At 47.8% G+C, this 24430-nt stretch carries 20 protein-coding genes; 8 read left to right on the top strand and 12 right to left on the bottom strand.

What is annotated here, in order from left to right; translation table 11 throughout:
• Positions 1-94: 94 nt before the first annotated feature.
• The 4 genes from ACSF8X_RS08910 to ACSF8X_RS08895 form a co-directional block, all read right to left on the bottom strand.
• Positions 95-1417: an amidohydrolase gene (locus ACSF8X_RS08910; RefSeq protein WP_047877992.1), complete on the bottom strand. Its 1323-nt coding sequence runs from the start codon at positions 1415-1417 to the stop codon at positions 95-97.
• Positions 1418-1480: 63 nt separating this feature from the next.
• Positions 1481-2575, bottom strand: coding sequence for a lipocalin-like domain-containing protein (locus tag ACSF8X_RS08905; RefSeq protein ID WP_500849695.1), 1095 nt, complete (start codon positions 2573-2575; stop codon positions 1481-1483).
• The gene (locus ACSF8X_RS08900; protein WP_047877990.1) at positions 2575-5040 is read right to left on the bottom strand and encodes an ABC transporter permease; all 2466 of its coding nucleotides are present in this window, start codon (positions 5038-5040) and stop codon (positions 2575-2577) included. The genes ACSF8X_RS08905 and ACSF8X_RS08900 overlap by 1 nt, the downstream gene beginning before the upstream one ends.
• Positions 5021-5692 (bottom strand): ABC transporter ATP-binding protein, encoded by a 672-nt coding sequence (locus ACSF8X_RS08895; RefSeq protein WP_047877989.1) that lies wholly within the window; start codon positions 5690-5692, stop codon positions 5021-5023. The genes ACSF8X_RS08900 and ACSF8X_RS08895 overlap by 20 nt, the downstream gene beginning before the upstream one ends.
• Positions 5693-6063: 371 nt before the next feature.
• Between ACSF8X_RS08895 and ACSF8X_RS08890 the strand changes: the two genes are divergently transcribed.
• A complete protein-coding gene (locus tag ACSF8X_RS08890; protein WP_500849694.1) occupies positions 6064-7527 on the top strand; it encodes a DUF2867 domain-containing protein in 1464 nt (487 codons plus the stop codon).
• A gap of 119 nt (positions 7528-7646) precedes the next feature.
• Here the strand turns inward: ACSF8X_RS08890 and ACSF8X_RS08885 are convergent, their stop codons facing one another.
• The 3 genes from ACSF8X_RS08885 to rsuA all read right to left on the bottom strand — a co-directional run bounded on the left by ACSF8X_RS08885 (position 7647) and on the right by rsuA (position 10500).
• On the bottom strand, positions 7647-8297 hold the full coding sequence (locus ACSF8X_RS08885) for a DUF2913 family protein (RefSeq protein ID WP_500849693.1): 651 nt from the start codon (positions 8295-8297) through the stop codon (positions 7647-7649).
• 8 nt (positions 8298-8305) lie between these two features.
• Positions 8306-9496: a Bcr/CflA family multidrug efflux MFS transporter gene (locus tag ACSF8X_RS08880; protein WP_500849692.1), complete on the bottom strand. Its 1191-nt coding sequence runs from the start codon at positions 9494-9496 to the stop codon at positions 8306-8308.
• Positions 9497-9807: 311 nt separating this feature from the next.
• On the bottom strand, positions 9808-10500 hold the full coding sequence (gene rsuA, locus ACSF8X_RS08875) for a 16S rRNA pseudouridine(516) synthase RsuA (protein ID WP_047878156.1): 693 nt from the start codon (positions 10498-10500) through the stop codon (positions 9808-9810).
• A 337-nt stretch (positions 10501-10837) separates the two neighbouring features.
• On the opposite strand from rsuA, the gene ACSF8X_RS08870 reads away from it, so the two are divergent.
• Together ACSF8X_RS08870 and radD are read left to right on the top strand one after the other, a co-directional pair.
• Positions 10838-11332 (top strand): GNAT family N-acetyltransferase, encoded by a 495-nt coding sequence (locus ACSF8X_RS08870; RefSeq protein ID WP_047877985.1) that lies wholly within the window; start codon positions 10838-10840, stop codon positions 11330-11332.
• A gap of 118 nt (positions 11333-11450) precedes the next feature.
• Positions 11451-13196 carry a DNA repair helicase RadD gene (radD, locus tag ACSF8X_RS08865; protein ID WP_500849691.1) on the top strand — a complete coding sequence of 582 codons (1746 nt, stop codon included), beginning with the start codon at positions 11451-11453 and terminating at the stop codon, positions 13194-13196.
• A 73-nt stretch (positions 13197-13269) separates the two neighbouring features.
• Here the strand turns inward: radD and ACSF8X_RS08860 are convergent, their stop codons facing one another.
• Positions 13270-15417 (bottom strand): TonB-dependent hemoglobin/transferrin/lactoferrin family receptor, encoded by a 2148-nt coding sequence (locus ACSF8X_RS08860; protein ID WP_500849690.1) that lies wholly within the window; start codon positions 15415-15417, stop codon positions 13270-13272.
• Positions 15418-15795: 378 nt separating this feature from the next.
• Here ACSF8X_RS08860 and rplY point away from each other — a divergent pair, with 378 nt between their 5' ends.
• The gene (rplY, locus tag ACSF8X_RS08855) at positions 15796-16074 is read left to right on the top strand and encodes a 50S ribosomal protein L25 (RefSeq protein WP_047877983.1); all 279 of its coding nucleotides are present in this window, start codon (positions 15796-15798) and stop codon (positions 16072-16074) included.
• 53 nt (positions 16075-16127) lie between these two features.
• On the opposite strand, the gene ACSF8X_RS08850 is transcribed toward rplY, so the two are convergent.
• Positions 16128-16397 carry a DUF1289 domain-containing protein gene (locus ACSF8X_RS08850; RefSeq protein ID WP_500849689.1) on the bottom strand — a complete coding sequence of 90 codons (270 nt, stop codon included), beginning with the start codon at positions 16395-16397 and terminating at the stop codon, positions 16128-16130.
• A gap of 342 nt (positions 16398-16739) precedes the next feature.
• Between ACSF8X_RS08850 and ACSF8X_RS08845 the strand changes: the two genes are divergently transcribed.
• On the top strand, positions 16740-17051 hold the full coding sequence (locus ACSF8X_RS08845; protein WP_047877982.1) for a hypothetical protein: 312 nt from the start codon (positions 16740-16742) through the stop codon (positions 17049-17051).
• 78 nt (positions 17052-17129) lie between these two features.
• Here ACSF8X_RS08845 and cobT read toward each other — a convergent pair whose 3' ends face one another.
• Genes cobT through ACSF8X_RS08830 form a run of 3 tightly spaced genes read right to left on the bottom strand, consistent with a single transcriptional unit; the run spans position 17130 to position 21370 of the window.
• The gene (gene cobT / locus ACSF8X_RS08840) at positions 17130-18164 is read right to left on the bottom strand and encodes a nicotinate-nucleotide--dimethylbenzimidazole phosphoribosyltransferase (protein ID WP_500849688.1); all 1035 of its coding nucleotides are present in this window, start codon (positions 18162-18164) and stop codon (positions 17130-17132) included.
• 22 nt (positions 18165-18186) lie between these two features.
• Positions 18187-20565: a DNA polymerase II gene (locus ACSF8X_RS08835; RefSeq protein ID WP_500849687.1), complete on the bottom strand. Its 2379-nt coding sequence runs from the start codon at positions 20563-20565 to the stop codon at positions 18187-18189.
• A gap of 31 nt (positions 20566-20596) precedes the next feature.
• A complete protein-coding gene (locus ACSF8X_RS08830) occupies positions 20597-21370 on the bottom strand; it encodes a nucleotidyltransferase family protein (RefSeq protein WP_053062390.1) in 774 nt (257 codons plus the stop codon).
• Between the two features lie 379 nt (positions 21371-21749).
• Between ACSF8X_RS08830 and ACSF8X_RS08825 the strand changes: the two genes are divergently transcribed.
• From ACSF8X_RS08825 to ACSF8X_RS08815, 3 genes are all read left to right on the top strand, one after another.
• The gene (locus tag ACSF8X_RS08825; RefSeq protein ID WP_500849686.1) at positions 21750-23321 is read left to right on the top strand and encodes an EAL domain-containing protein; all 1572 of its coding nucleotides are present in this window, start codon (positions 21750-21752) and stop codon (positions 23319-23321) included.
• Positions 23322-23363: 42 nt separating this feature from the next.
• On the top strand, positions 23364-23930 hold the full coding sequence (gene efpL, locus ACSF8X_RS08820; RefSeq protein WP_047877977.1) for an elongation factor P-like protein EfpL: 567 nt from the start codon (positions 23364-23366) through the stop codon (positions 23928-23930).
• Positions 23931-24098: 168 nt separating this feature from the next.
• Positions 24099-24425: an HI1450 family dsDNA-mimic protein gene (locus ACSF8X_RS08815; RefSeq protein WP_500849685.1), complete on the top strand. Its 327-nt coding sequence runs from the start codon at positions 24099-24101 to the stop codon at positions 24423-24425.
• Positions 24426-24430 lie beyond the last annotated feature (5 nt).

Here is a 24430-nt window from a genome sequence, read left to right as displayed (position 1 = left end):
GTACGAGCAAATACTGAGGATGATTGATAGACAAAAGCCCCGAAAATATCGGGGCTTGATAGAGATTCAAAGGCAGGTGTTCTGAAGCGTAGTACTACACGGCAGCGCGATCGGCTCGACTATGGTCAATGACCATAGTTTGACTAACGGCATTAAGTAGCAATTTGACAGCAGGCAACATTCGGCTTTCGTCGATATCAAAATCACCGTTGTGGTGACCAGCGGTCAGATCAGAACCAACCAGGCAGTAAATCGCCTTGCCGCCATTGCTTTGGACACGGTCAACCAAATATCCCGCATCTTCGCTGGCACCAAAATCTTTCTCGCGGATCACTTCGCTAAACCCGCTGGCGAGGCCAATACTAGACAGCAAATCAACTAACTCTGTGTCATTTTCTAGCTCAATCGCCTCACCCTGCGGGAAGATCTTCACTTTTACGCCATGCATCATTGCAGAAGCTTGCGCGATATTTTCAACCTGCTGGAACATATAGGTATTTAACTCGCGATTTTCACCACGGGTTTCCCCCATCAATACCGCGTTGGCCGGAATCACATTGCGACCGTCACCGGCGTGCATCTGGCCAATATTGATGCGGGTCATACCATCACGATGGCGAGGTATCGCCAACATCTGTGCGACCGCCGTACAAGCCGCAGCCAGCGCATTCTGACCGGCATTTGGCTCAATCCCCGCATGGGCAGGCTTTCCTGTAAAATGGATATCAAATTTTGAACTGCACAGGAAATGCTGCGGATCGCAGACCAACGTGCCGCTTGGCACGTTCATGCCAATATGGGCAGCAAAGAAATAATCAATGTCATCGAGCCAACCACTTTCGGCTATCGCCTTACCTGCGCGGCATCCTTCTTCAGCAGGCTGAAACAACAATTTTATTGTTCCGCACAGACTATCACGATTTGCCGCCAGTACTTCTGCAACGCCCAACCCGATAGATGCGTGAGCATCATGACCACAGGCATGAGCAATACCGGGAGCCAACGACGCGAACCCCAGAAAACGTGGACGGTGGGAGTCATCTTGGCTTTCCATCACCTCAACCGCATCAATATCAAAACGAAGCGCAATCACCGGCCCCGCCTTTCCTGTTTCTAAAACAGCCCCTACACCGGTAAGGCCATCCATCTGAGCCAAGTGACCGAGATCCGCCCCCCAATTAAGCGCTCTCTCCTGAGCTTTGACGACCAACTCTTCATCACGCCCCATAATGGCTTCGCGATTAATGATCGTATCCCCGAAATGCAAGGTATAACCCATCGCTTCCAGTTGGCTGGCAATTCGGCTAGTTGTAAAAAACTCCCGCCACGCGGCTTCTGGATAACGGTGAAATTCACGCCGGTGATTCATCAATCGCTGAGTTAGTGAGGCTTCATCAAGTTGTAGTTTTTCTAACACGTCTAACTTCCTATATGTCGCATAGAGCTGCTGACACTGCGCACATTATCTGGCTATGATCTATCAGTAGCCAGTCAGCTCCATAAATCCTTGTCCCGTATGACTACCAGAGACCACTATCGGCCCTTCCCAATAAGAGAATACAAACGGCAACCATTGCTCTTCTCGCACAGCATCTAACTCTAGCTGAATCCCTTTCGAAGGGATCTCCACATACCAATTCAGTGGATACGTTTTATCGTCATGGGTGGTGAATGACTTCGGTGTCAACCTGATAGCATCAGCATCAATCACCTCAGTGCGTCCATCCGGCCAACTCAATGAGCCAAAATAATAGGGGCGCGAATTTTTTTCCCTGATCTGATACAGCATCAGCGCACTTCCATCATTTAGGTGCAAAGAAAACCAATCCCAGCCGAGTTGCGATTCGGCCATGCCGGTACTACTCCATTCCCGGTCAAACCAACCTTGTCCCGACACCCTGTACGTTTTACCATCGAGAACCAGTTCCCCCTCGACGGATAGAAAAGGCGCACTGTAATAATAAGAGGCAATTGGCTTTGTCTGGTGTTTTTGGCTATATCCCTTGTCACCTTGCAAAACCCAATTCCCTTGCTGTTTAACGCGTAAATTAGCCTGCATTCCAGTATCGGAAAAGGAGACTACGGCGGGGAACGGTGAATCGCTAAATGAGTGCCACTGCCAATTATCTAACCATGCCTTAAACGGATGCCCCATCACTCCTGCCTGCCCAATTCCCCCACGGGCAAAGCGTTCAGCTGCCCACATTTTATCAGTCCCGGTCACAACAACGTGGGCCATATAACGCTGAGGATTATTCCAGCCCGTTCCCTTTTCTGCCGACGCTGCCGAACGGAACAATGTCCACTGTATCCCGAACGGCTCCCCCGTCTCACTTTCTACGTTTGCCGTCAAATACCACCATTCAGTCCTAAATTCAGGATGAGGCAGGTGATCTTGCGGAAAGGAAAAAGTACGTCCGGGAACAACAAGAGCAAACTGGCTACCGCCATCTGCATTAAGAACGGACACCGAACGATTAACCGGTTCCTCTTTTTGCCCGCACCCCACAAGTGCAATACTGGCAATCATGACCCATAACATCAGTAACGTGTTTTTATACTGCTGTTTCAGCATTAGAACGCCTCCCGCAGTGACATCATGGCTGAGCGGTTTACCAAACGCCAAACATGCCAACCACCTGCAATCACCAACACCGCCAATGCCGAGCCTAACGACACTAAATAATCTACCGGGAAATATTCAATTGGCATTGTCCAACCAAAGGAGTATTTCAAGACAATATCTATCAACAACTGGGCCAAAATCAGCCCCATCGGCAGCGCAATCAATGCCGTAATCAGTCCCAACACTAACAATTGCCCACCGCCGAGTATCGCCAATTCCCGTCCGGTCATCCCCATACAGCGCAGTAATGCAAACTGGCGCATCCGCGACAACTCTCCCGCCACGGTGGCAAAAAACAAGCCACAGACAGCAATAAACAACGTCAACTTGCCAAGTGTCGCCGTGACAATGAATGTCCGATCAAACACATTCATCGCCTGGACCATCAGCTCTGTATTGTTACGAATACGCTCAGGCGGCAAGCGGAAGGTTTCCCCCATCTCTGAAATCATCGCCATCGCATCGGTGTCGGGTTTAAGGTGAATAGCCAAGCCTATCTGTCCCCGGTGCGGCCAATATTGGCGCCAGCGTTTTTCAGGGATCATCACCTGCCCGTACGGATTGCCGTAATCATAATAAATACCGGCTACCAACCACTTTTTGTTAAGTGGCGCGGCCAAGGTGACTTCATCGCCAACCTTCCACCCTTGCTTGATGGCCAATGACTCACTGACAAGAACCGAGCGGCCAAGATGGAAACGCTGCCAGAATGAATCCAAGGTGGACTTCATGGACAAGGCACTTTTTTCCGCCTGTGACCCACCGATACTCACAACCTGCAACGTCCCCAGATCTGATGGTAGTTCTTTGCTAAATTGCCACCAGACGGTTTTCACCTCATCGCGTTCTGCCAGCCAACCACTCATCCGTGAGGCCATATTCAACGATGGACGCACGTAAATATCGGCCGACAACCGCTGATCCAGCCAAACCTGTGTCGTTGTTCGGAAACTACCGACCATGGTCTCCATGCCGATATTGGTTGCCAACGCCAGCATAAACGCCATTGCAGCAACACCACGATAACTCAGGCTCGCCGCAGCATCGGTAAAAAACCAACGCAAACGGGCCGAACGAGTCAGCTTGGCAAACAACGAGAAAAGTTGCCACACCAAAAACGGCATACCCAATGCCGAGGCAATCAAGATAAAGGCAATAAGCACAAATCCTGCCTGCTGCCCGTGCGGAAGTTGGTAAATTGCCCAAGCCATGCCAATAAAGAAACAGGACACCAAAGCCTGAATGGCAAACTCTCGGCCGCTAATCCGGATCAAAGACATGTGCCCGGCCAAACGCGTTGGCTGAGTACGAATAAGGCGCATTAACGGCCAGCCACAGGCAAACAAACAACCTAATACCGCTATCGCAAGTGATGCCAGTCCCCATTCCCACTGCCACGTAACCGATAGGCTCACATTGGCTCCGTATAGATCATTAAGTGTTTCAGCCACCGACGGTAATAATTGCTCAGCCAAGAACAACCCCAGAACATTACCGCCCAGTAAACCCAGAATAATCCAAACCACTAGCTCCAACGCCAATACGCGGGCCAACTGAAACGACGATACCCCGGCCTGTCGCATCAAGCCCACCAGCGGCTGTCGCTGTGTAAGAGAAAGAGACATAGCCTGATAGAAAATAAATAACCCCACCACAAAGGCCAGCATCCCCATCGCGAACAAGTTCATATGGAAGGCCTTGGTCAGCGGTTCAAGTCCGGCACTTTCCTGCTTTTCCAGTTTCAGCGCCATCGGCAAGGCATGCTCGAGGCGGCGCAGTTCCGAGGCAGGCATCACACCACACAGAACCGCATCGACCCCCGAACTAGGCTGAAGTTGACGGATCAGCGACATATCCGCGATTAATCGAGGACCTTGAATTTGCTCTTGCTTAACAACAACGACAGGTCCGATCGTCCTACCGCTCTCAAGGGTAAGTTGCTGGCCATCAGCAATATCAAGGTATTTGGCAAATTGCTCACCAATCAATAGCGGGTAAGGCGGGCTCATTAGCGATAGCATTTGCGCGGCATTATCCGACCCAATGCTCCGATGCCCTTTGAAACTGGAATATAGTGCAAGGGGATCCACACCGATAATATCGATATGCCGCCCTGAGGCTAATGCCACGTTGATCTGATCAAGCGGAACGCACTGCTTAAAACCTTCGCGCTTTAGCTGAACATAAAAGCCTTGTGGTACATGCAATGACGGCTGTACATGCCGAATACGGTAAGGAAAAGGATTCGAAAAAAGTTGCTCACCGTCACGGTAACTTTCACGGGCTTGCTGGTTGACCCCCATCACCCCAACAAGGAGTGCGATACCCAACGTCAAACCAAACCACAACAACACAACCTGCAACGGGTGGCGCTTGTAATGCCCCCAAAGCGCATTAGCGACGGGGAACGACATGCAATTGCCCTCCCTGTAGGCGAATACAGCCACTCATATACTCGGCGACCTGCTTACTGTGAGTCACAAGTAGCAAGGTGCAATTCAGCTTTTTGGTTAAACCAACCAACAGACGTATCACCGCGCCGGCATTGCGTTCATCCAAACTACCGGTCGGCTCATCCGCCAACAAAATTTGTGGCTCCATGTATAACGCCCGCGCTATCGCTGCACGTTGCTGCTGTCCCCCAGACATTTCCTCTGGGTAACGATGAAGCAATGGCATGAGATCTAAAGCAGAGATAATTTGACGCCACAGTTCAGGCTTATCATCCAACCCTTTCAGTTGGCGGCAAAAGCGGATATTGTCTGCGGTTGTTAAGGTAGGCAAGAGATTAAACTGTTGAAAGACAAGGCCAATATTATTACGTCGTATCGCGGTTCGTTCACGCTCTGAAATAGCATGAATCGGCACATCACCTAACCACACCTCACCAGACCCAACCGTATCAAGACCGGCAATTAAATTAAGCAATGTACTTTTTCCTGAGCCGCTCTCCCCCATCAAGGCAAGTTGCTCACCCTGCTTAAGTTGTAGCTCAGCACCCTGCAAAACCGAATGGTACTCATCACCATCCAAATAACCTTTGCAGAGCTCGACTAGTCGTAACATTATTGTCCTCAGTCAGGAAACGAAATCGCCTGAAATTTACAGCAATCAACTCTTGCGATAAAGCACTTTGGCTTAGTTATTCACAAAAGCTGCAAAGATCACGATAAACTGGCCACAATCTGGGCAAATCTTCTGGGCAGCGACAACAAAAACAATAAAAACAAAGTACTTAGCAGACAAACGACATCCACAACCGGTTAATTATCTGCCATCGTGGGGATATATTACCGCATTGACAGTTTAATAACCATTTTCCTCCATTACTCACAATTTTGCTCTTTCCCTTATGTTGTTACCCAAGCACCAAAGTACTTGGTGCTAATTTCCACTACATTTATACGAGGATATGACCGATATGGAGCATCACTTTTATGGAAGAAACGATTCTGGTCGTCGGAGCTTCAGGCTATGTGGGGAGTCACCTTGTTCCTGCGCTGGCCAATTCAGGCTATAAAGTACAAGCCTGTGCCCGTAATATCACACTGCTCCAACAACGCGGCTGGGAACATAGCAATAACATTGAACTCAACTATCTAGATCTCAACCAACCTGATAACTTACCCCAGTTGCTCTCCGGGATAGATACCGTTTTCTTTCTTGTCCACGGTATGAATCATGGCCATGATTTCATCGATATCGAACTCGAAGGCGCTCGCAATTTCAGCAGCGCATTAGCCAATAGCGACGTCAAACGGGTCATTTACCTCGGGGCATTACAACCCAGTGACGGTGAATCATCAGATCATCTAGCGGCGCGTCGAGCCACGGGAGAAATTCTACGCGAAAGCGGCGTGCCCATCACAGAGTTACGGGCAGGCATTATTGTCGGCCCGGGTTCCGCCGCTTTCGAGGTGATGCGTGATTTTGTCTATCATTTCCCTATTCTGATCACCCCCAAGTGGGTACATTCTAAAAATTCCCCTATCGCATTACGCAACCTGCTCTACTATTTGCAAGAGCTACTAAAGTTCCAGCCCAGCCGGCATCAGATTATGGATATTGCCGGCCCAGAGAATATCAGCTATGCCACCCAACTAGAGACCATAAGCAAGCATGCAGGCAAAACGGCACGGATCCTGGCAGTTCCTTTTCTCACCCCTAGGTTTGCCGCTCGCTGGCTACGCATTGTGACATCTGTACCCACGAATATTGCCCAAGCCTTAATTGGCGGCCTGGGCCACAATCTAGATGCCAACGGCAGTGCTATCCAATCACTGATACCACAATACCTCCTTAGCTACGATGAAGCCGTTGAAGAATCGCTTCGTCACGAAACCGAAGTCGTTCGCAGTGAAATATGGGGGTTCGACCCCGATGCCCTTGCCCGTTGGCAATCTGGATATGGTTATTACCCCAAACAAGCCGGTTACAAGCTCAAAACCGACGCCACAGCAGAGCAGCTATGGCAGCAAGTGCAATTAGTCGGGGGAACGGAAGGCTATTTTTTTGCCAACGTCCTATGGCGGATCAGAGAATGGATGGATGCGGCCATCGGCGGAAATGCGATGCAACGCTACCGTAGAGATCCCAATACATTGGCTTTGGGTGATCGCGTTGATTCATGGAAGGTCATTAAACTCGAACCCAACAGGTTCTTGTCACTACTTTTTGGTATGAAGGCGCCAGGTCTCGGAAGGCTAGAGTTCACCATTGAGGACAAGGGCGATCACCGTGAAATTGATATCCGGGCTTGGTGGCACCCCGCAGGGTTTTCCGGTTTACTGTATTGGTTTGCCATGATGCCTGCTCACTTATTCATTTTCCGGGGCATGGCCCATGCTGTAGTAAAGCGCTGCAAAGCCAAAGCGCAAGAAGGGAAAACCGAGACCATATAGGCAGTGGCTTAAAACAGACTTATTGCCAAGTTCTTCCCCCATCTCAGCTCACGGACTGGGATGATTAACATAAAAAAACGAGAGCCAAAGGCTCTCGTTTCAAATTGATGCTATCTTGCTTATTGCAAACTAGGTACTTCAGGAAGGTGGCTTCCTGCATTGTGCGGATAAAGCACATACTCGCCGTGATATTTCACGATCGACTTGTAATCCGTAACCTTATACAACAAGATCCCCTCGCCATACGCTGCATCTATTGCCTGCGGCACAGTACCACGGATAAACAAGGACAAAGGCTTAACTAACTCGCCATTTTCAGCAAACGCCGCTTTAGCCTGCGTAGCACAAACAACCAACGAAGCCTGGCCATCGGTATGGTGTGTCACCTTGCGATTTACTTCGTATTCGGTGGTAACTATCCACCCATTCGCTTCTAGGGCTTGGTAGAATGCCTGCAACTTCGTCATGGTTACCGCTTCAGCTTCACCATTGTCCTGCAAAATGCCACCATACGTCTTCTCGAACTGCTCAAACTGCTGTTTTAGCTGGGCATGCTTACCCATGCTTCGAGCTTGCTGTTGCCAACTCAACAACGTTTTAGCCACGCAATGGGCATAACGTTGCTGTTTGATCGCCTTCGTTACCCACGCACTAATAAAATGCGTTTCGCTAATTGGGTTTTTCGGTGTCTTGCCAGATTGCTGTGAGGCAGCAAGCTCCTGCAAGCCTTCTGATACAACTTTATAAATTTCTTGATAGAACGCCGTCATTGTTTTCCTTACGCTTCGCGTGACAGGAACCAGTAAAATGCCGCTGATAATAATGCACATACCGCCATGGTCAAGGCCATTGGCCATGCCGTCGCATCGGGCATCATTGCCACTAAACCACCTACAACTGTTCCTGTGCCGAATCGCAATGTGCCAGCTAAAGAAGATGCCGTTCCTGCCATATGAGGATAACGGCCTAGCAAGCACGCCATTGTATTACTACCGATAATTGAGATAGTACCGACGAATAGCATGACAGGGATCACTACCCCCCACAAGCCTAGTCCCAGCATCTGGCCACAAACCAACCCTGCGCCGGCTAAAAACTGAACAGAAAGACCAAAGCGCAGCATCCAATGCGACCCTTTCTTTCTGACTAATCGGCCATTAAGGCTAGTCATAACGATCAGGCACACAACATTCAGGCCAAACAGCAAGCCAAAGTATTCCGTGCCTACATTATATAAATCAATGTAAACAAAAGACCCGACGGTTAAAAACGTAAACATGCCGGCGAACGAAAAGCCACTGCAAAACACTAAACCAACCGCAACAGGACTCGTTAGCATGCGGGCGTAATTTTGCAGCGTAGAGCCAATATGAAACGGCAGGCGCTTTTCTGGGGGCAATGTTTCCGGGATCTTCAAAAAAACGGCCGTAATAATAACGACGGCAAATATGGCCAATACCCAGAAAATAGAACGCCAGCCAAACCAAATTGCCAAATAACCACCTAGCATAGGAGCAATCAGCGGAGCTACCGTCATGACCAAGGTGATAAATGACATCATTCGAGCAAACTCTTCGCGCTCAAACATATCGCGTACCAAGGCCTGAATAATTACTGCTGCCGCTGCGCCAGCAAAGCCCTGTGCAGCACGGATCCAAGTCAGCTCAATAACATTGGTAGACAACGCACAGAAAATAGCCGCAAGGGCAAATGCCACCACCCCGCCAATCAGGATCGGCTTGCGACCGTAGCTATCAGCCAAAGGACCATGCAATAACTGGCCGACCGCAAACCCGGCAGTATAGGCAGTTAATGTGGCCTGAACCAACCCGGGGCTAACCATTAAATCTCTGGCTATGGTCGGCATGGCTGGCAAATACATATCAATCGCCAACGGGGTGAGTGCCCCAATAGCGCCAAGAATAATGATCAGTTGAAAACTGAGGGTGCGACTGTGCTGTGTCGTCATGAGGCCCCTGTATGACAATATGAAGAGAAAATAGTGTACGACGGAAATTACCTATCCGCCTACATTCGAAAAAGATGAAGGTGAATGTCCAAGCAACACCGGATATTTTCCCCACTACAAACAGGAAGGTAGCAATATAGGATACGGAGAAGAATGGCGTCTCCCTGTCAGGGTATATGACACCGATACAAGTGCTCGGAGAATGCTTGGATCTACAATATAACCTCAAAACACCTAGACAGAAACTGACCAAAAGAAAAAAAGAGGCATTTATAGCCTCTTTAATCAATATTTATATCCAACCAGCCAAATTACATAAAGGCTGCAATTTCCTCGTCGGTCAGCTGACGGTATTCACCCGGCTCCAGCGCCTCATCCAGCTCAACATCACCGATCTTCTCTCGGTGCAGACCGACAACCTTGTTGCCAACTGCCGCAAACATGCGCTTGACCTGATGATATTTACCTTCGGAGATTGTGATCAGAGCTTCGTTGTCCCCAAGGATTTCCAGCTTAGCAGGACGTGTCAGCTCTTTCTCACCCCGTAGCTGTACGCCATTGGCAAACTGCTCAACCACCTCTTCGTTGATTGGATCGGCAAGCTCAACGTAGTACACCTTCTCGCAATAATGGCGTGGAGAGGTAATACGGTGCGACCACTGCCCGTCATCGGTCAATAGCACCAAGCCTGTTGTATCGCCATCTAAGCGGCCTGCTACATGCATCTTCTCTGGGCTCACTTCATCGAACAAAACGAAAACGGTCGGGTTGTAGTCGTCTACGTGCGAGCAAACAAAGCCTGACGGCTTATTCAGCATGAAATAACGCGGGCCATCAAAACGCAGCGGGCGTCCGTCAAATTCTACCTCGCAGGTTTCAGTGACCTTCAGCGCACCGTTCTTCACGGTTTCGCCGTTCACTTCAATGCGTTTTTCTTTTAGTAGTTTACCTGCGTCTTTGCGGGTGATCCCAAGCGTTGTGCTAAGAAATTTATCAAGCCTCATTACTGGCTCCAGCTGATACATAAAAAACTATCATACCAACTTCCTCTCTTTGTTCACATTAACCCTCTTCTTTTCAGCTAAAATAGGTTCACAGAACACCACGTTGACGAATTCATATCCAACCACACAAGGAATCTTTGTTTTGAAGGAGATAACTGGTTCTACCTGATCTTGGCGAACATTTTGTACTACATGTTGTCATATTCTTGGACGAATCAGGTTTGAATTACGTATAACAAGGTACTAAGCTACCCATGCTTTCGCCATTGAAAAATAAACAAATAACAGTTTTATCACGGCAATTTGCAAACTAGTACCGAACAGTGAAGGTTACATTATGAACATTTCTCTTGTTGCGCCGACTTTATCATCAACGGATCTGCTGCTTAACCTTGTCGAGGAGCTCTTCGACTATGAAGCACTCCCACAGAAAAAAGAGCAGACCCTACAGGCCATCCAACAGCTCATTACGCAGCCCGAACTGGGTCAGTCATGGTTTATCGAAGCAGAAGACCAAGGCGAAACTCTGATTGTTGGCCATATCATTATCAGTTACTCCTTCAGCCTTGAGCATGGCGGACGAGTTGGCTTGATAGACCAGTTCTACCTAAAACCCGATTGGCGCCAACAAGGCATTGGCACTATCTTGCTCCCACAAATTGAGCAGCATGTGGCTTCTGCCGGGGTCAATGCGTTATCACTCGAAGTCAATATCGGCAATCGCGGCGCCCGCAAGTTTTATGAGCAACATGGGTTTGTACCTCGCCGCCAGTTCTGCATGATGACCAAAACCATCACGCCTTCTCCAGTGACGATGGACATCGCCTCTTAGCTCGCCTAATACCTGCCCGCTCTTCCTCGAGCGGGCTTCATAAGAAGAAAACCAACGAAACCTATCCAAGCTGTAGTACACTGCCGACACTGAATCGTTATTCTGTTTTCTGTTATCCATGTATCAACTTCGCCCCTACCAACAAGACAGCGTCAGCGCTACCCTGCACTACTTCCGTAAACACAATACTCCCGCTGTACTTACCCTGCCAACAGGAGCAGGAAAAAGTCTGGTGGTTGCCGAATTGGCGCGGATTGCCCGAGGTAGAGTATTGGTCTTGACCCACGTAAAAGAACTGGTTGAACAAAACCACGACAAATACGAAAGCTATGGTCTAAAAGCGGCAATTTTTTCAGCCGGGCTTGGTCGTAAGGAAACCGATGAGAAAGTCGTCTTTGCCTCTGTTCAATCTATGGTCAACAGCCTCGACAGGTTTGATGAGCAATTTTCATTACTCGTCATAGATGAATGCCACCGCGTACCCGATGATGAAAATAGTGCCTACCGCCGAGTGATCGCCCACACCCAAAAGGTGAACCCTGGCATCAAGATCCTTGGCCTGACCGCAACGCCTTACCGCTTAGGTATGGGTTGGATATACAAATATCATACCCGGGGACAAGTACGCACCGAGCAGGACCGCTTCTTTCGGGACTGTATCTTCGAATTGCCAATCCGCTACCTGCTCGATGAGGGCTACCTCACCGAACCCAAAATGATGGACATGGCTGTGATGGGGTACGACTTTTCCCAACTTCGTCCCGGCAACAACGGCCGCTACAAAGAGTCCGACCTCGACGATGTTATCGAGCGCGCAGGCAGGGTCACTCCAATGATCATCGAGCAGGTACGTGAGTATGCCAAAGATCGTAAAGGTGTGATGATCTTCGCCTCAACCGTCAACCATGCCCAAGAAATTCTGGGTTACCTCAGTGATGAAAAAGCCGCCTTGGTCATTGGTGACACCCCTCAAGATGAACGGGACAACATTATCAATCGCTTCAAGCGGCAAGAAATCAAGTTCCTGGTCAATGTCTCGGTACTGACCACCGGGTTCGATGCCCCGCATGTTGATTTAATTGCCGTATTGCGCCCGACTGAATCCATCAGCCTATATCAGCAAATCGTCGGCCGGGGGCTGCGACTGTCCGAGGGCAAGAAAGACTGCTTAGTACTGGAATATGCCGGTAACTGCTATGATCTTTACCAACCCGAGGTTGGCGATCCTAAGCCCAATAGTGATAGCGAAGTGATCATGGTACCCTGCCCGGCCTGCGGCTTTAACAACAGCTTCTGGGGCAAGCTCGATCCGGCTGGATTCTTGATCGAACACTATGGCCGTCGCTGCCAAGGCTACTTTGAAGATGACGACACAGGCGAGCGTGAAGAGTGTGGCTATCGCTTCAGGGCGAAATACTGCGAAGAATGCGGTGCCGACAATGATATTGCCGCCCGTCGCTGCCATCAGTGCGATGCTGTCATGGTCGATCCCGACAAAAAACTACGCGATGCACTCAAGCTAAAAGACGCGATGATCATGAAATGCCACGATCTTCGCCTTGAAGCGGGGAAAAACAAATTCGGCAAGCCACAGCTAAAAGTCATTTACATTGGCGATGAGGGATCGGAAATCAGCGAAGTATGGCCTCTGTCGACCAAGGGACAAAAAGACGAGTTTACACGCAAGTTCGTCAAGCCCCACCTTGCAGATAGGCATCGCCCGTTTACCGACACCGCGCCTAGCAAAGTCGCCAACAATGCGCACCGCTTCAGACCGCCAGAGATTGTTATTGCCCGTAAATCGGGTCGCTTCTGGGCAATCCGCGACAAACTGTTCGATCTGGACCAATATCAGAAAAACTAACCCGCGCTGGTGGGACAACTAACGAAAAAGCCGCACAGATGTGCGGCTTCTTTATGGCATAGACTCACTGATATCAGAAAGCGTAATCGAGAGTCACACCCCAGTTTCGACCAGGCTGAGTACGGCGGTCGATACCTTCCGTCGTCGCCGTCGCCCCCTCAAGATCCTGATATTGCCAGTATTTTTCATCAAAGGCATTAAACAGACCTGCACGCAGAGTCAGATCAGACACCGGGCGGTAATAAGCCGTCAAATCAACCACGGTATAGCTTGGTGCTTCAAGGTTGGCATCAGCATCCTTATCCTGCCATTCATCCTTCGCGGCCGCCATGGTTACCGTCAATGCACTGCCCCACAGCTCCGAAGGCGCGTCATAGCCAAGGCCAACAACTGTAGTAAACGGCGCAATCGTATCTAGCGTCTCACCCGTTTGCTTATCTTCACCGTCAAGATATGCCATCGACAAACGTGCATAAGAACCCATAGGCGCGCCAAAGGCTTCATCTAGCCACAAGCTACCCTTAAATTCAGAGCCATAAATTCGCGCTTTGCCGATATTTTCATTGGTGGTGACTTCAACAGAACCATCCATCGTTGTTTGGCTACTGATGAAATTCTTGTAATCGTTATAAAATGCCGACAATTCCATCGCACCGATACGCCCATTAGCCCGCACACCAATCTCATAGGACTGGCTCTCCTCCGGTTTCAAATCTGGGTTTGACTCGATACGATAGCCGAACATGGTATGGTCTTTGTCATAGTACATTTCGTAGATAGTTGGAGAGCGGAAACCCTCACTATATTGAGCATAGGTGCTCAGATTCTGATTCCAATGATATACCATACCTAGACGTGACGTTAATGCATCACTATTGTGCTCTTTCAGGCCAGACTGCTCATCAGGAGTCGCCGTAAAATCGTCGTAACGCAAGCCTGCCGTCACAACCATCTTGTCATCCATAAAGAACATCTGGTCCTGAACGAAAATGGCGCGTTTTTCAGAATCAGACGACGGGACTTCTTCTGAGCCTGCTTTATTCTTGCCGTTATCCAAATCGTAATCCCGATAATCCAACGCAAATGATTCATTGGATGCGGATACACCGTAAGTCAGCTCATGACGGCTTGTTGCGAATTCAAGACTCTTTTGCATCTGAAGATCAAACTGCAAACTATCATCTTTACCTAAACGGACTCGGTTTCGATTGCCTTTTGCCTCAGTATGGTCATAGCTATTGTGTTCCGCCTCACTTTCAGTCCAATTTAGGCTCCAGTTAAGGCTGTCAAATGCCACCAGATCAGCGAGCCACTCATGTTCGAAACCTATACGGTAACGCTGATCCTCATCTTCCCCTCGCACATTGGTGTAAATATATCCAGGCATACCACCGTCGCGCCCCTCCCCCGACAGAATTGAGCCATCGGCGCTACGCGTATAATATTCCCCTGTCAGACCAACACGGTGGTTATCATTGATTTGGTAAAAAACCTTCGCCAATACATTATGGGAAGCAATATCATAAGGATCTGCTGCGCCACGATTTGGCCCCGTAATATCAGCTCCGTCACCGTGCGTTTCTGTCTCATGGCCATCACGGTAGGTATAGATCACCATCGATTCCCAATCACCGCTGCGATTGGCTAACTCGACAGTGGCCTTGTATTCATCATTGACACTGGCATAGCCCGTCTTCAAGCCAACATGGGTATCATCACCCGGCTCAAGCATATCTTCAGGGTTCTTTGTCCGCATCAGCACGGTACCACCCAACGCATCGCTCCCGTAAAGCGTAGAAGATGGACCCTTGTTGATCTCGATGGCTGTCAAAGTGTCCACCTCGATCGTATTACTGTTTTTACGCATCACCTCTGCGCCAGGATTGTAAGACGCCGGTTGCTGAACGCCATCAATAAGCACTTTCACCCGGCTACCACTCATGCCTCGGACAGTGAAGTCCTGCATTCCAAAACGGCCTTGACCATTCACCTGGACACCTGGTTCATACTTCAGTGCCTGTTTGACATCCGTTGCCAAATTATCTTCTATCTGTTCCGCACTGACCTTGGTAACACTCGAAGGGACATTTTTGATACTTTGTTCAGAGCGCGTTCCCGAGACGACCACTTCATCAAATACAGATATTTCGTCCTGAGCATAAATTGAGGGTGACAAAGCCATTACGATAGCACTTGCTACCAAAGTCAGTTTGTTGTTCATAATTCCTGCTAAAAATATTGTTATCAACAAAAGGTTTGCATGAATTATTACAAACACAAACGATAATTACTATCATTATCAGTGTGATTTAGATCGTTTTTTTGTATTAACCGTTAATTTGATCGCAATTTACACTCAATTAGGCACCTTGCTCCCAAGGATGTAAAACCCCTATCCGACTTAGAAATACCCAGTGATTGATAAAAGGTAGGTTCTCTAAGCGTCCAATATGCTTAAAAACTAGAGAAATAAATAATAGATATGATTTTTCTACTTGCTGCTTCGCATGATCATTGCTAATATCCGCGCTCGATTTACGGCATTGAGTAAGGTCGCATTACACAATGTCTTATTTAGTTAACTTAAAGAGTATTTAAGATGAAATTCGAAGCAGTAGTACGTACTGACCTAGGTAAAGGTGCGAGCCGCCGTCTACGTCACACTAACCAGTTCCCAGCTATCGTTTACGGTGGTGAAGAAGCTCCAGTTGCAATCGTTCTAGCTCACGATGCAGTTATCAACCAAATGGACAAGCCTGAGTTCTACGAAGCAATCACGCTAGTAATCGACGGCAAAGAAGTTAAAGTTAAGCCGCAGGACATCCAGCGTCACGCTTACAAGCCAAAAGTTGAGCACATGGACTTCAAACGCATCTAATTGCGGAATTTCTGTGTTAAAGAGCGTCCTTCGGGGCGCTTTTTTATTACCTATTATTCAAGGCCACCAAACAAATCGGGCTGAATTGGCCCCCTATTCTCTTCATACACTCCAACAGTTCCCTGTTGACGCTTTGCCCTCATAACCCTCAAATATCTCTGCCTACATAGGCGAATAACGTTACGCTTTTGTTCATTCGACAAATGCTGCCAATGAAACCTCTCCTCACGGCTGCGAAAGCAACCTTTGCAATATCCCCGGCTGTTACTTTGGCATACACCGATACATGGGCTAGGGATAGAAAAAAAATCTAACTGTTCCATCTCTTTTCCTCCTCTAACCGATGTGCCCTATTTCCACGCTACTATAATGCTAGACCATCGTTATACCAATCGTAGTCAATAACTAATCATTCTTGCTTATTACAACGACAAAAATCATTGTCACTTTTACGCCAGAAAAATAACCACTTATGGGGAATAACGTCTTTTTATTAAGCGCATTACTGGTACACATCTTATCGTTAGCATGATTTTTCATCGTCAAAAATTTGAATGCACATGCATTTAATTTGCAAATATAACAATAATTCTGTTAGCCTTTAGCTAGGATGAACAATGTGTATTGATTCAGTAGGCACTTCTACTGAGCGTTTGGAGGGAACCATGGATTTTTTTGTACCATCGGCATCAAGCCCACAGCAAGCTGAAGCTGTATTCACATCTATTGCCAAACACGTTAAAGCACCAGAGCAGGCAAAACGCATTTACAAAGTTGAGTGGCATCATGAAGGCATCGAATGTCTCTGTGAAATAGGCCAACCACTTCCGGCTGTTTTTCGCACCGATGAAACCGTTCTGGCCATTTTCGACTGTGGCGACGTCGTCAAAATCTGCACCCCGAATCGCGGCGCGATCAAATTTGATCCTATTCATGCAACAAAAGCCGATGTGTCGAATATCGAGTACTTCAACTGATCGTCAGGATCATTTCTGCTAATTTGGATCATAATAAAACCCGCACAACAGCGGGTTTTATTTTATCTGCCTGACAATCTAAGGCTCAACCGTGACTCCGGCCTCTGCAAAACTTGCCATCGTATTGTAAAACTCCGCTGCCGCCTTAACTAATGGCACGGCCAATACAGCACCAGTACCCTCCCCTAAGCGCAGCGACAAATCCAACAACGGTTCGGCATCAAGCAATGACAATACCAGTTCATGCCCAGATTCATGGGAACGATGACCGAAAATCATATAGTCTCGACAAGCAGGTTCAATTTGGGTTGCCAAATAAGCTGCGACTGTCACGATAAACCCATCAACAAGTACCGGCACACGCTGCTCATAAGCCCCCAGAAACGCCCCAACCATCTGGACAATTTCAAACCCACCCACTTCAGCCAGTACTTCCTGGACATCTAGGCCATCGCAACGAATGACGCCTGCACTAACCACATCAATTTTCTTCTCGTACTGCTCTAACGATATCCCCGTACCATAGCCGACACATTGCTCTACGGGATATCCGGAAACAGCCGCCAGCAAGGCCGCAGCACTGCTCGAGTTGCCTATTCCCATCTCACCAAACATAATCAAATGACATCCAGCAGCCACAGTGCTAGCTACAAGATCTACGCCTTTAACAATGCCTTGGCTCACTTGTGACAATGACATCGCGGCCTGCTTGGAAAAGTTCTCTGTTCTGGTACCTAACCGCTGGCGGATCAAATTGTCATGATCCTCTTCAACGGGCAATAAGATCCCGGCATCAACAACTTTGATCGCAACCTGGTTCGCTCGGCAAAAACAGTTTATGGCCGCACCACCAGCCAGAAAGTTGAGCACCATCTGCTGAGTCACAGCGCTCGGCGCAATACTGACACCTTCATCGGCAATCCCATGATCACCGGCAAAAACCAACACCGTAGGGTTGGCCAAGTGTATTTGGTCCACCGCATCAGGTTTGTCTTGGCTCTGAATAAGTGCTAGCTGATAAGCAAGGGATTCAAGTTGGCCTAGCGCTCCCAATGGCTTTGTTTTCTGATCGATACGTTGCTGAATGGCATCGCTGTGTGTTCTGTCAAGCATGATGGAAATCCCTGAATAAAAATTAAAAAAGTCCGAGCTGCGGGGCGGTTATCTCACTAAATGATTGGCCAATAAAAGGCAAAATCCCATCCGCAACCGGACGGATCTGCTTTTCAACATAGTGCTCGTAGTCAATTGGGCTTTGCCTTACCTCTAATGGTTCGGGGCCATTTAGGGTAATCACATACTCTATCCAACCACCGTTCTGGTACTGCAAAGGACGGCCATGGCGTTTGTTGTACTCATCCGCCATCCTTGCCGCACGAACATGAGGTGGGACGTTCTTCTGGTACTCGCTTAAGTTACGACGTAACCTTTTACGATAAACTAACATTTCGTTGTGCTGCCCGTTGCGTGTCGCCTCGACATATTCCCGTACATAATCTTCCACTGGCTGATCATGGAAAATACGCTGATAGATCACTTTCTGAAAGTTCTGGGCCAATGCTGTCCAATCCGTCCGCACCGTCTCCAGTCCCTTGAATACAATGCGCTCATTCACCCCCACATCGACCAAACCAGCATAACGCTTCTTACTGCCCGTCTCCTGCCCACGGATCGTCGGCATCAAAAAGCGGTGATAGTGAGTCTCGTACTCAAGCTCTAGAGCTGATTCCAACCCATAGGTTTCGCTCAGGTGTTCCCTCCACCACTGGTTAATATATGTAACCAACCCTTTGCCTATATCATCCGCCTGGTCCGCCGAAAAGCTGCCATTAAGCGAGACGAACGTCGAATCCGTATCACCGTAAATAACCTCATAGCCTTTTGCTTCTATCAATTCTCGGGTCACTTTCATGATCTCGTGTCCCCGCATAGTGATCGAAGACGCCAAACGATGATCGAAGAACCGACAACCTGATGAGCCAAGTACGCCATAAAAGGAATTCATAATAATTTTTATTGCCTGGGAAAACGCTTTTTCGCCATCGCGCTTTGCCTGATCCCGTGCCGCCCATAAATCTTCGATCATCTTGGGCAAAAAATGCCGCTGGCGATGAAAGCGGCCGCCTCGAAAACCGGCAATCGCCTGCTCGTCATCCCTACCTTCCTCAAGTAGCAGTCCTTCCACTAGGCCAAGCGGGTCAATACGAAAAGAACGGATAATAGAGGGATACAGAGATTTAAAATCCAGCACTAATACAGACTGGTACAGACCCGGTTTCGAATCCATCACATAACCGCCGGGACTGGCAATCCAGTTGTCGCTATCTAGACTAGGGGCAACATACCCGGCACGATGAAGCTGAGGGAGATAGAGATTAGTAAAAGCAGCCACTGAGCCACCCACCCGATCGAGCTCAACACCCGTCAGGCAACTGCGCTCAATGGCAAAATCGAGCAAATGCGTATGAGCGAAAATTCGCGTTACTAATTTGCAGTCTTGCAAATTGTAAGTAGCCAGCGAAAGCTTGTCCTCGCGGTACATTTGATTGATTTCCGCCATGCGATCATAAACATTATGAATCGCCTTGCCTTCTCCCAGAAGCTCTTGGGAGACAGACTCCAGCGACCATGACCGGAAATTATAGGTCGCTGTTTTCAGGGTATCGATACCATCAAGTACCACCCTACCCGGCACGGTAAGAAAGCCTTGATTGGGATTTTGCGAAGACTGGCGCCAATGCATCTGCTGATTGCCCCGGCCAAGTCGCAACCCCACATTGTTCCATTCTGCACGGCGGATCAGCAAGCGAAAATCAAAATCAATAACATTCCAGCCAATCACCACATCAGGATCAAAACGGACAAACCATGCTTCCAGGGCCTCAAGAAGCGCCTTTTCGCTGTCTACCCACTCAATCCAATTTTGTTCCGCGCAGTCTGGTTCTGGTTTGCCGACCATAATCACACGACTATCATTATCGCTATGCAAACCGACAGAGTAGAGAACGCCCTTTTCGGAGCATTCAATATCCAAAGATACAACCGTCAATTCAGGTCTATAGTCAGCGGCTTTAGCCTTGACGTTGGCATATTCCAGAAAGCCATTACGGCGTTTTAGCTGACCGGTAAAGGCAATCCCGCCACGAATAAATCGCTCCATCAAAAACCGATCCGCCAAACGGATATCCGATTCATAGGCTTCGATGCCAGCGTGTTGCAATACAGAGGCTAATTGATGGCTATCCTTGATAGTCTTACTGTAACCCGCCGCCATAGGCTGGTGTTGAAAGTTACTCAGGGCCAGAGACTTCCAACGGGTATTCACCCCAGTATCTTTGAGACTGTGCTGTGCCGCATCAAGATCCTGCTGGCGAACAAAACAAACCGGCTCATCACCCACAATGGTTAACTTGGCAGGCCCTTCCGGAGTCTTAACCCAAAGAGTGATCTCCGTAGACCCGCGACTGTCACGGCTTTGACGGGTTAGTACGAACCCCTGTGATTGTGCTTGCAAACAAACCTCGATTTCAACATGAGCAATATCATTACCCTATCTTTCTATTAATTTTATCAAACTCTGCGACTAACCAACTACCAAAGCTATCTAGCATATAGAGCGAGGCTTTTTTTGGTACTTGAGTTCGAGATATCAGCACAAACAGTCGTTCGATTTCCGTGCTCTTATCCGGGTAGTATTCAAGAAATACTGACGAGGCATCTTCCAATGAGAGCGCCAATTGTCGCTTCCGGTGAAAAACCAAGCCAAAAGCAGCCCACAGCATCTTGCGAGCAATAAAATCGCAGTAATCGAGATAATCTGCCACGACTTTCGTCGCCATAATCTTACGGCGGTAACTCGACAGACAATGAGGCAAATCAGCATTTAGTTGCTTGGCAATTTCCCAACTCGCCTCAAAACAACCAAAACGTGACGCAAGATCATCCCCTGCGATACGATGGCTGCAATGCTTGAACCAAAATCCCCAACGGAACACATTAGCGATATCAAGCACCTCCGCCAATTCAACCAAGGTGAGTTCAATATTACGGGATATGGGATGAATCTGTTTCGCACGGAGGGCAACATTCAAGACCAAAGCGCGCTCTGCAGCCGTCAAAGGTGCAGCGGTCACCACCGTCAAATTAACATCCGAACGCCCAACAACAGCAGAGCCTCGTGCAACACTACCAGCAAGATAGATACTGTATGCTTTTTTACCTAAAAAAGACTGAATTTGCTTAACGACCTCGATCAATAGAGGGCGAAATTGTGGCTGAATAGAAAAATGTTTATCAAATTCGGGGAGAACACGTGACACTGAAAACTTCCTTACCAATCTTCCACTACTCTGTTCACTGAAACGCGAAAAAAGTGGTGGTACAATATACCACTCTTTAGCCGCCTTCGCTTAGTGCAAGATGCTCGTTCCAGAGTGATTTGTGCGCACTTGTGCCAAACGACTGAGTGGGATGTTGTAACCATAGCCTGCGTTTAAAAGTATTCCTCACCAAGCATTATTTCGGTCATATTTAACTCAACATAAAATACTAGAAAACAACCAATAACTCCGCAATGAACAGAATAAACAGCCAGTATTAATGGGGCAATATTGGTATAAATATATTTTCCTTAATTAATTTTCTATTCGTAAAGATTAGTATATCATTCACTGGTTAATCCTTCTGGCTATAACTAGAATGAAAAAACTTGAGATTACTGTTTTTGTATCCGCTTTTTTATTAGCATCAATGATATTTGTTGTTTCGGTAAACAAGTTATCCCAGCGGCAAGTCACCTATGTCTCTCAGGCAATGCTAGATCGTATCAATAGCAATTTCGGACAACTTGAAGAAAGATTGATTCAAATTGATCAGCAATACCCACCTTGCAGCATGCTCGCGAGGGAGGAGCTTATGCAGCTGACTTTTGATTCCGGTTCAGTAGAAGAAATAAGCTACATTCAAAACAATACCTTAAAGTGTAGTGACCGTGATTCACATATACTTACCAGTACTCACACTGATATTTCTGTAAATATATCAGCATTAGACTCACGTTATTATTTCTACCGTGATATTAATTCAAGAACAGGTAACGTGAACCTATTTTTCATGTTGCAAGGATCAAGTGGTTGGTATCGCGTACTGCTTAATTCCGGCTTTGTAAATTATTGGCTTGCTAGTATAGCAACAACTCGTCATGTTTTTGCTTGTATTGGTTATGGCAAGCAAATTAATCCATTATGTCAGAATTTCAGCGCTCCACACCGTAACCCTATTTTTGATATGCGCACCACATCGGAACACTACCCTATTGTGGTACATGTTGGATATTCTCCATACATGTTATGGTGCCAAATCAAAAGCTATTTATATATTGGCTTAGTTTTCATATTGGGCAGTGCTTGTTTCTGCACTTGGCTGACTCGCCGCTTTGCTCATGAGCAAAAATCTCAACGATCCGATCTACAACGCGGCATAGAGCACAATGAATTCGTTAACTACTATCAACCCATCATAGAAAACAAAACGGGCGAATGGATCGGCGCTGAACTGCTCGTTCGCTGGCATCACCCTCGTCATGGCTTGGTTCTCCCTATGGCATTTATTCCCCAAGCCGAGGAGACAGGGCAAATTTGTGCCCTCACCCTAAAGATGATCGAGAATGCGGCCAACGAAAAATTAGCCGTGATGACGATGAAGAAGCCCTTTTATATCTCTGTTAACGTCACCGCTAGCATGATCGCCAATAAGGCATTCGTCGAGCCTCTTATTGCTCTTATCCAACAGCATCAGAGTTTAAGGCACAATTTCGTCTTGGAGTTTTCCGAGCGAGACAGTTTTGCCAACAGCGATATCAATGAGCTCAAGCAGGCCATGCAGCGGCTTCGTGACGTTGGCGTGACATGGGCTCTAGATGATTTCGGAACGGGCTATGCAGGACTCTCTACTCTACGTGAACTGAGCTTTGATATTATCAAGATCGACCGTTCTTTCGTTGCCGGCTCAGCAACCGACTCTGTCACCCAGTCGATATTGAGCAACATGGCCGACATGGGACGCACCCTCAAATGCAAACTCATCGCCGAGGGCGTAGAATTGAAAGAGCAGGCCGAACAAATTGACGCTCTGGGCATACCGTACAGCCAAGGCTACTATTACGCTAAGCCGATGCCTTTTAGCCGATTTATCGCCAAATTTAAAATTTATTCAATGCAAACTACGGCTATAACGAGAAACCAGCACGAAAATGTTGGTGTTAGCGCATAACCGTGGTAATTTCCGGTTTTTCCAAACAGTAAGATATAACCCATGCCAAAAGCTAGTGAAATTAAAAAAGGTTTTGTTATCCTTTCAGAAGGCAAAACTCTTCTGGTTAAAGATATTGAAGTAACCACTCCAGGTGGCCGTGGCGGCGCAAAAATCTACAAGATGCGTTGTACTGACCTAACTACAGGTGCACGCGTTGACGAGCGTCTGAAGTCTGATGACGTAGTTGAAACTGTAGATATGACTAAACGCCCTGTTGCATACTCTTATGCTGACGGCGACACAATCATCTTCATGGATAACGAAAACTTCGACCAGTACACCTTCAATGCTTCTGACATTGCAGATGAAATGCTTTTCATCACTGAAGCAACTCAAGGTCTAATGGTGATCCTTGTTAACGATAAAGCAGCAGGCCTAGAGCTACCTTCAACTGTTGAGCTTGACATCGTTGAAACAGATCCGTCAATCAAAGGTGCATCAGCATCAGCTCGTACTAAGCCAGCTCGCCTTGTAACTGGTCTAGTAGTACAAGTTCCTGAGTACATCTCTCAAGAAGACAAGATTGTGATCAACACTGCTGAGCGTAAATACACTGGCCGTGCTTAATCGCTGATCTCCACTAGCCTGACACCCGATATACTCTGGAGTCAGGCTAGTATCTTCTTCGTAACGCCCCTTCCTCAGCGCTTTTGTGCGTCATTCCAGCAAACTATTTCTATTCCGTACCTGTCTCGCTATACTGTCTGCTCACTCAACTAGAGACAGATGTAGCTCATGGAAACACCAAACCTCATTTCTTACGACGACGTTATTGATGCCGCCTACGACATTTTCCTGGAAATGGCCGCCGATAACCTAGACTCTGCAGACGTATTGCTCTTTACCCTTCAGTTTGATGAGCGCGGTGCTGCTGAGCTTGTCGAAACAAAAGACGATTGGGCCGAGCATGTCGGTTTTGACGTTGATAAAGAAGTCTATGCAGAAGTGCGCATTGGTCTGGTCAACGAAGAGAACGACGAATTGGACGATGTGTTTGCCCGACTTCTGGTAAGCCGCGACCCAGATAATAAATTCTGCCACATTCTATGGAAGCGCGATTAATCACC

Source organism: Photobacterium panuliri (assembly GCF_059920555.1).
Note: the sequence above shows the minus strand (reverse complement) of the source record. Positions and strands in the feature narration are given on the sequence as shown.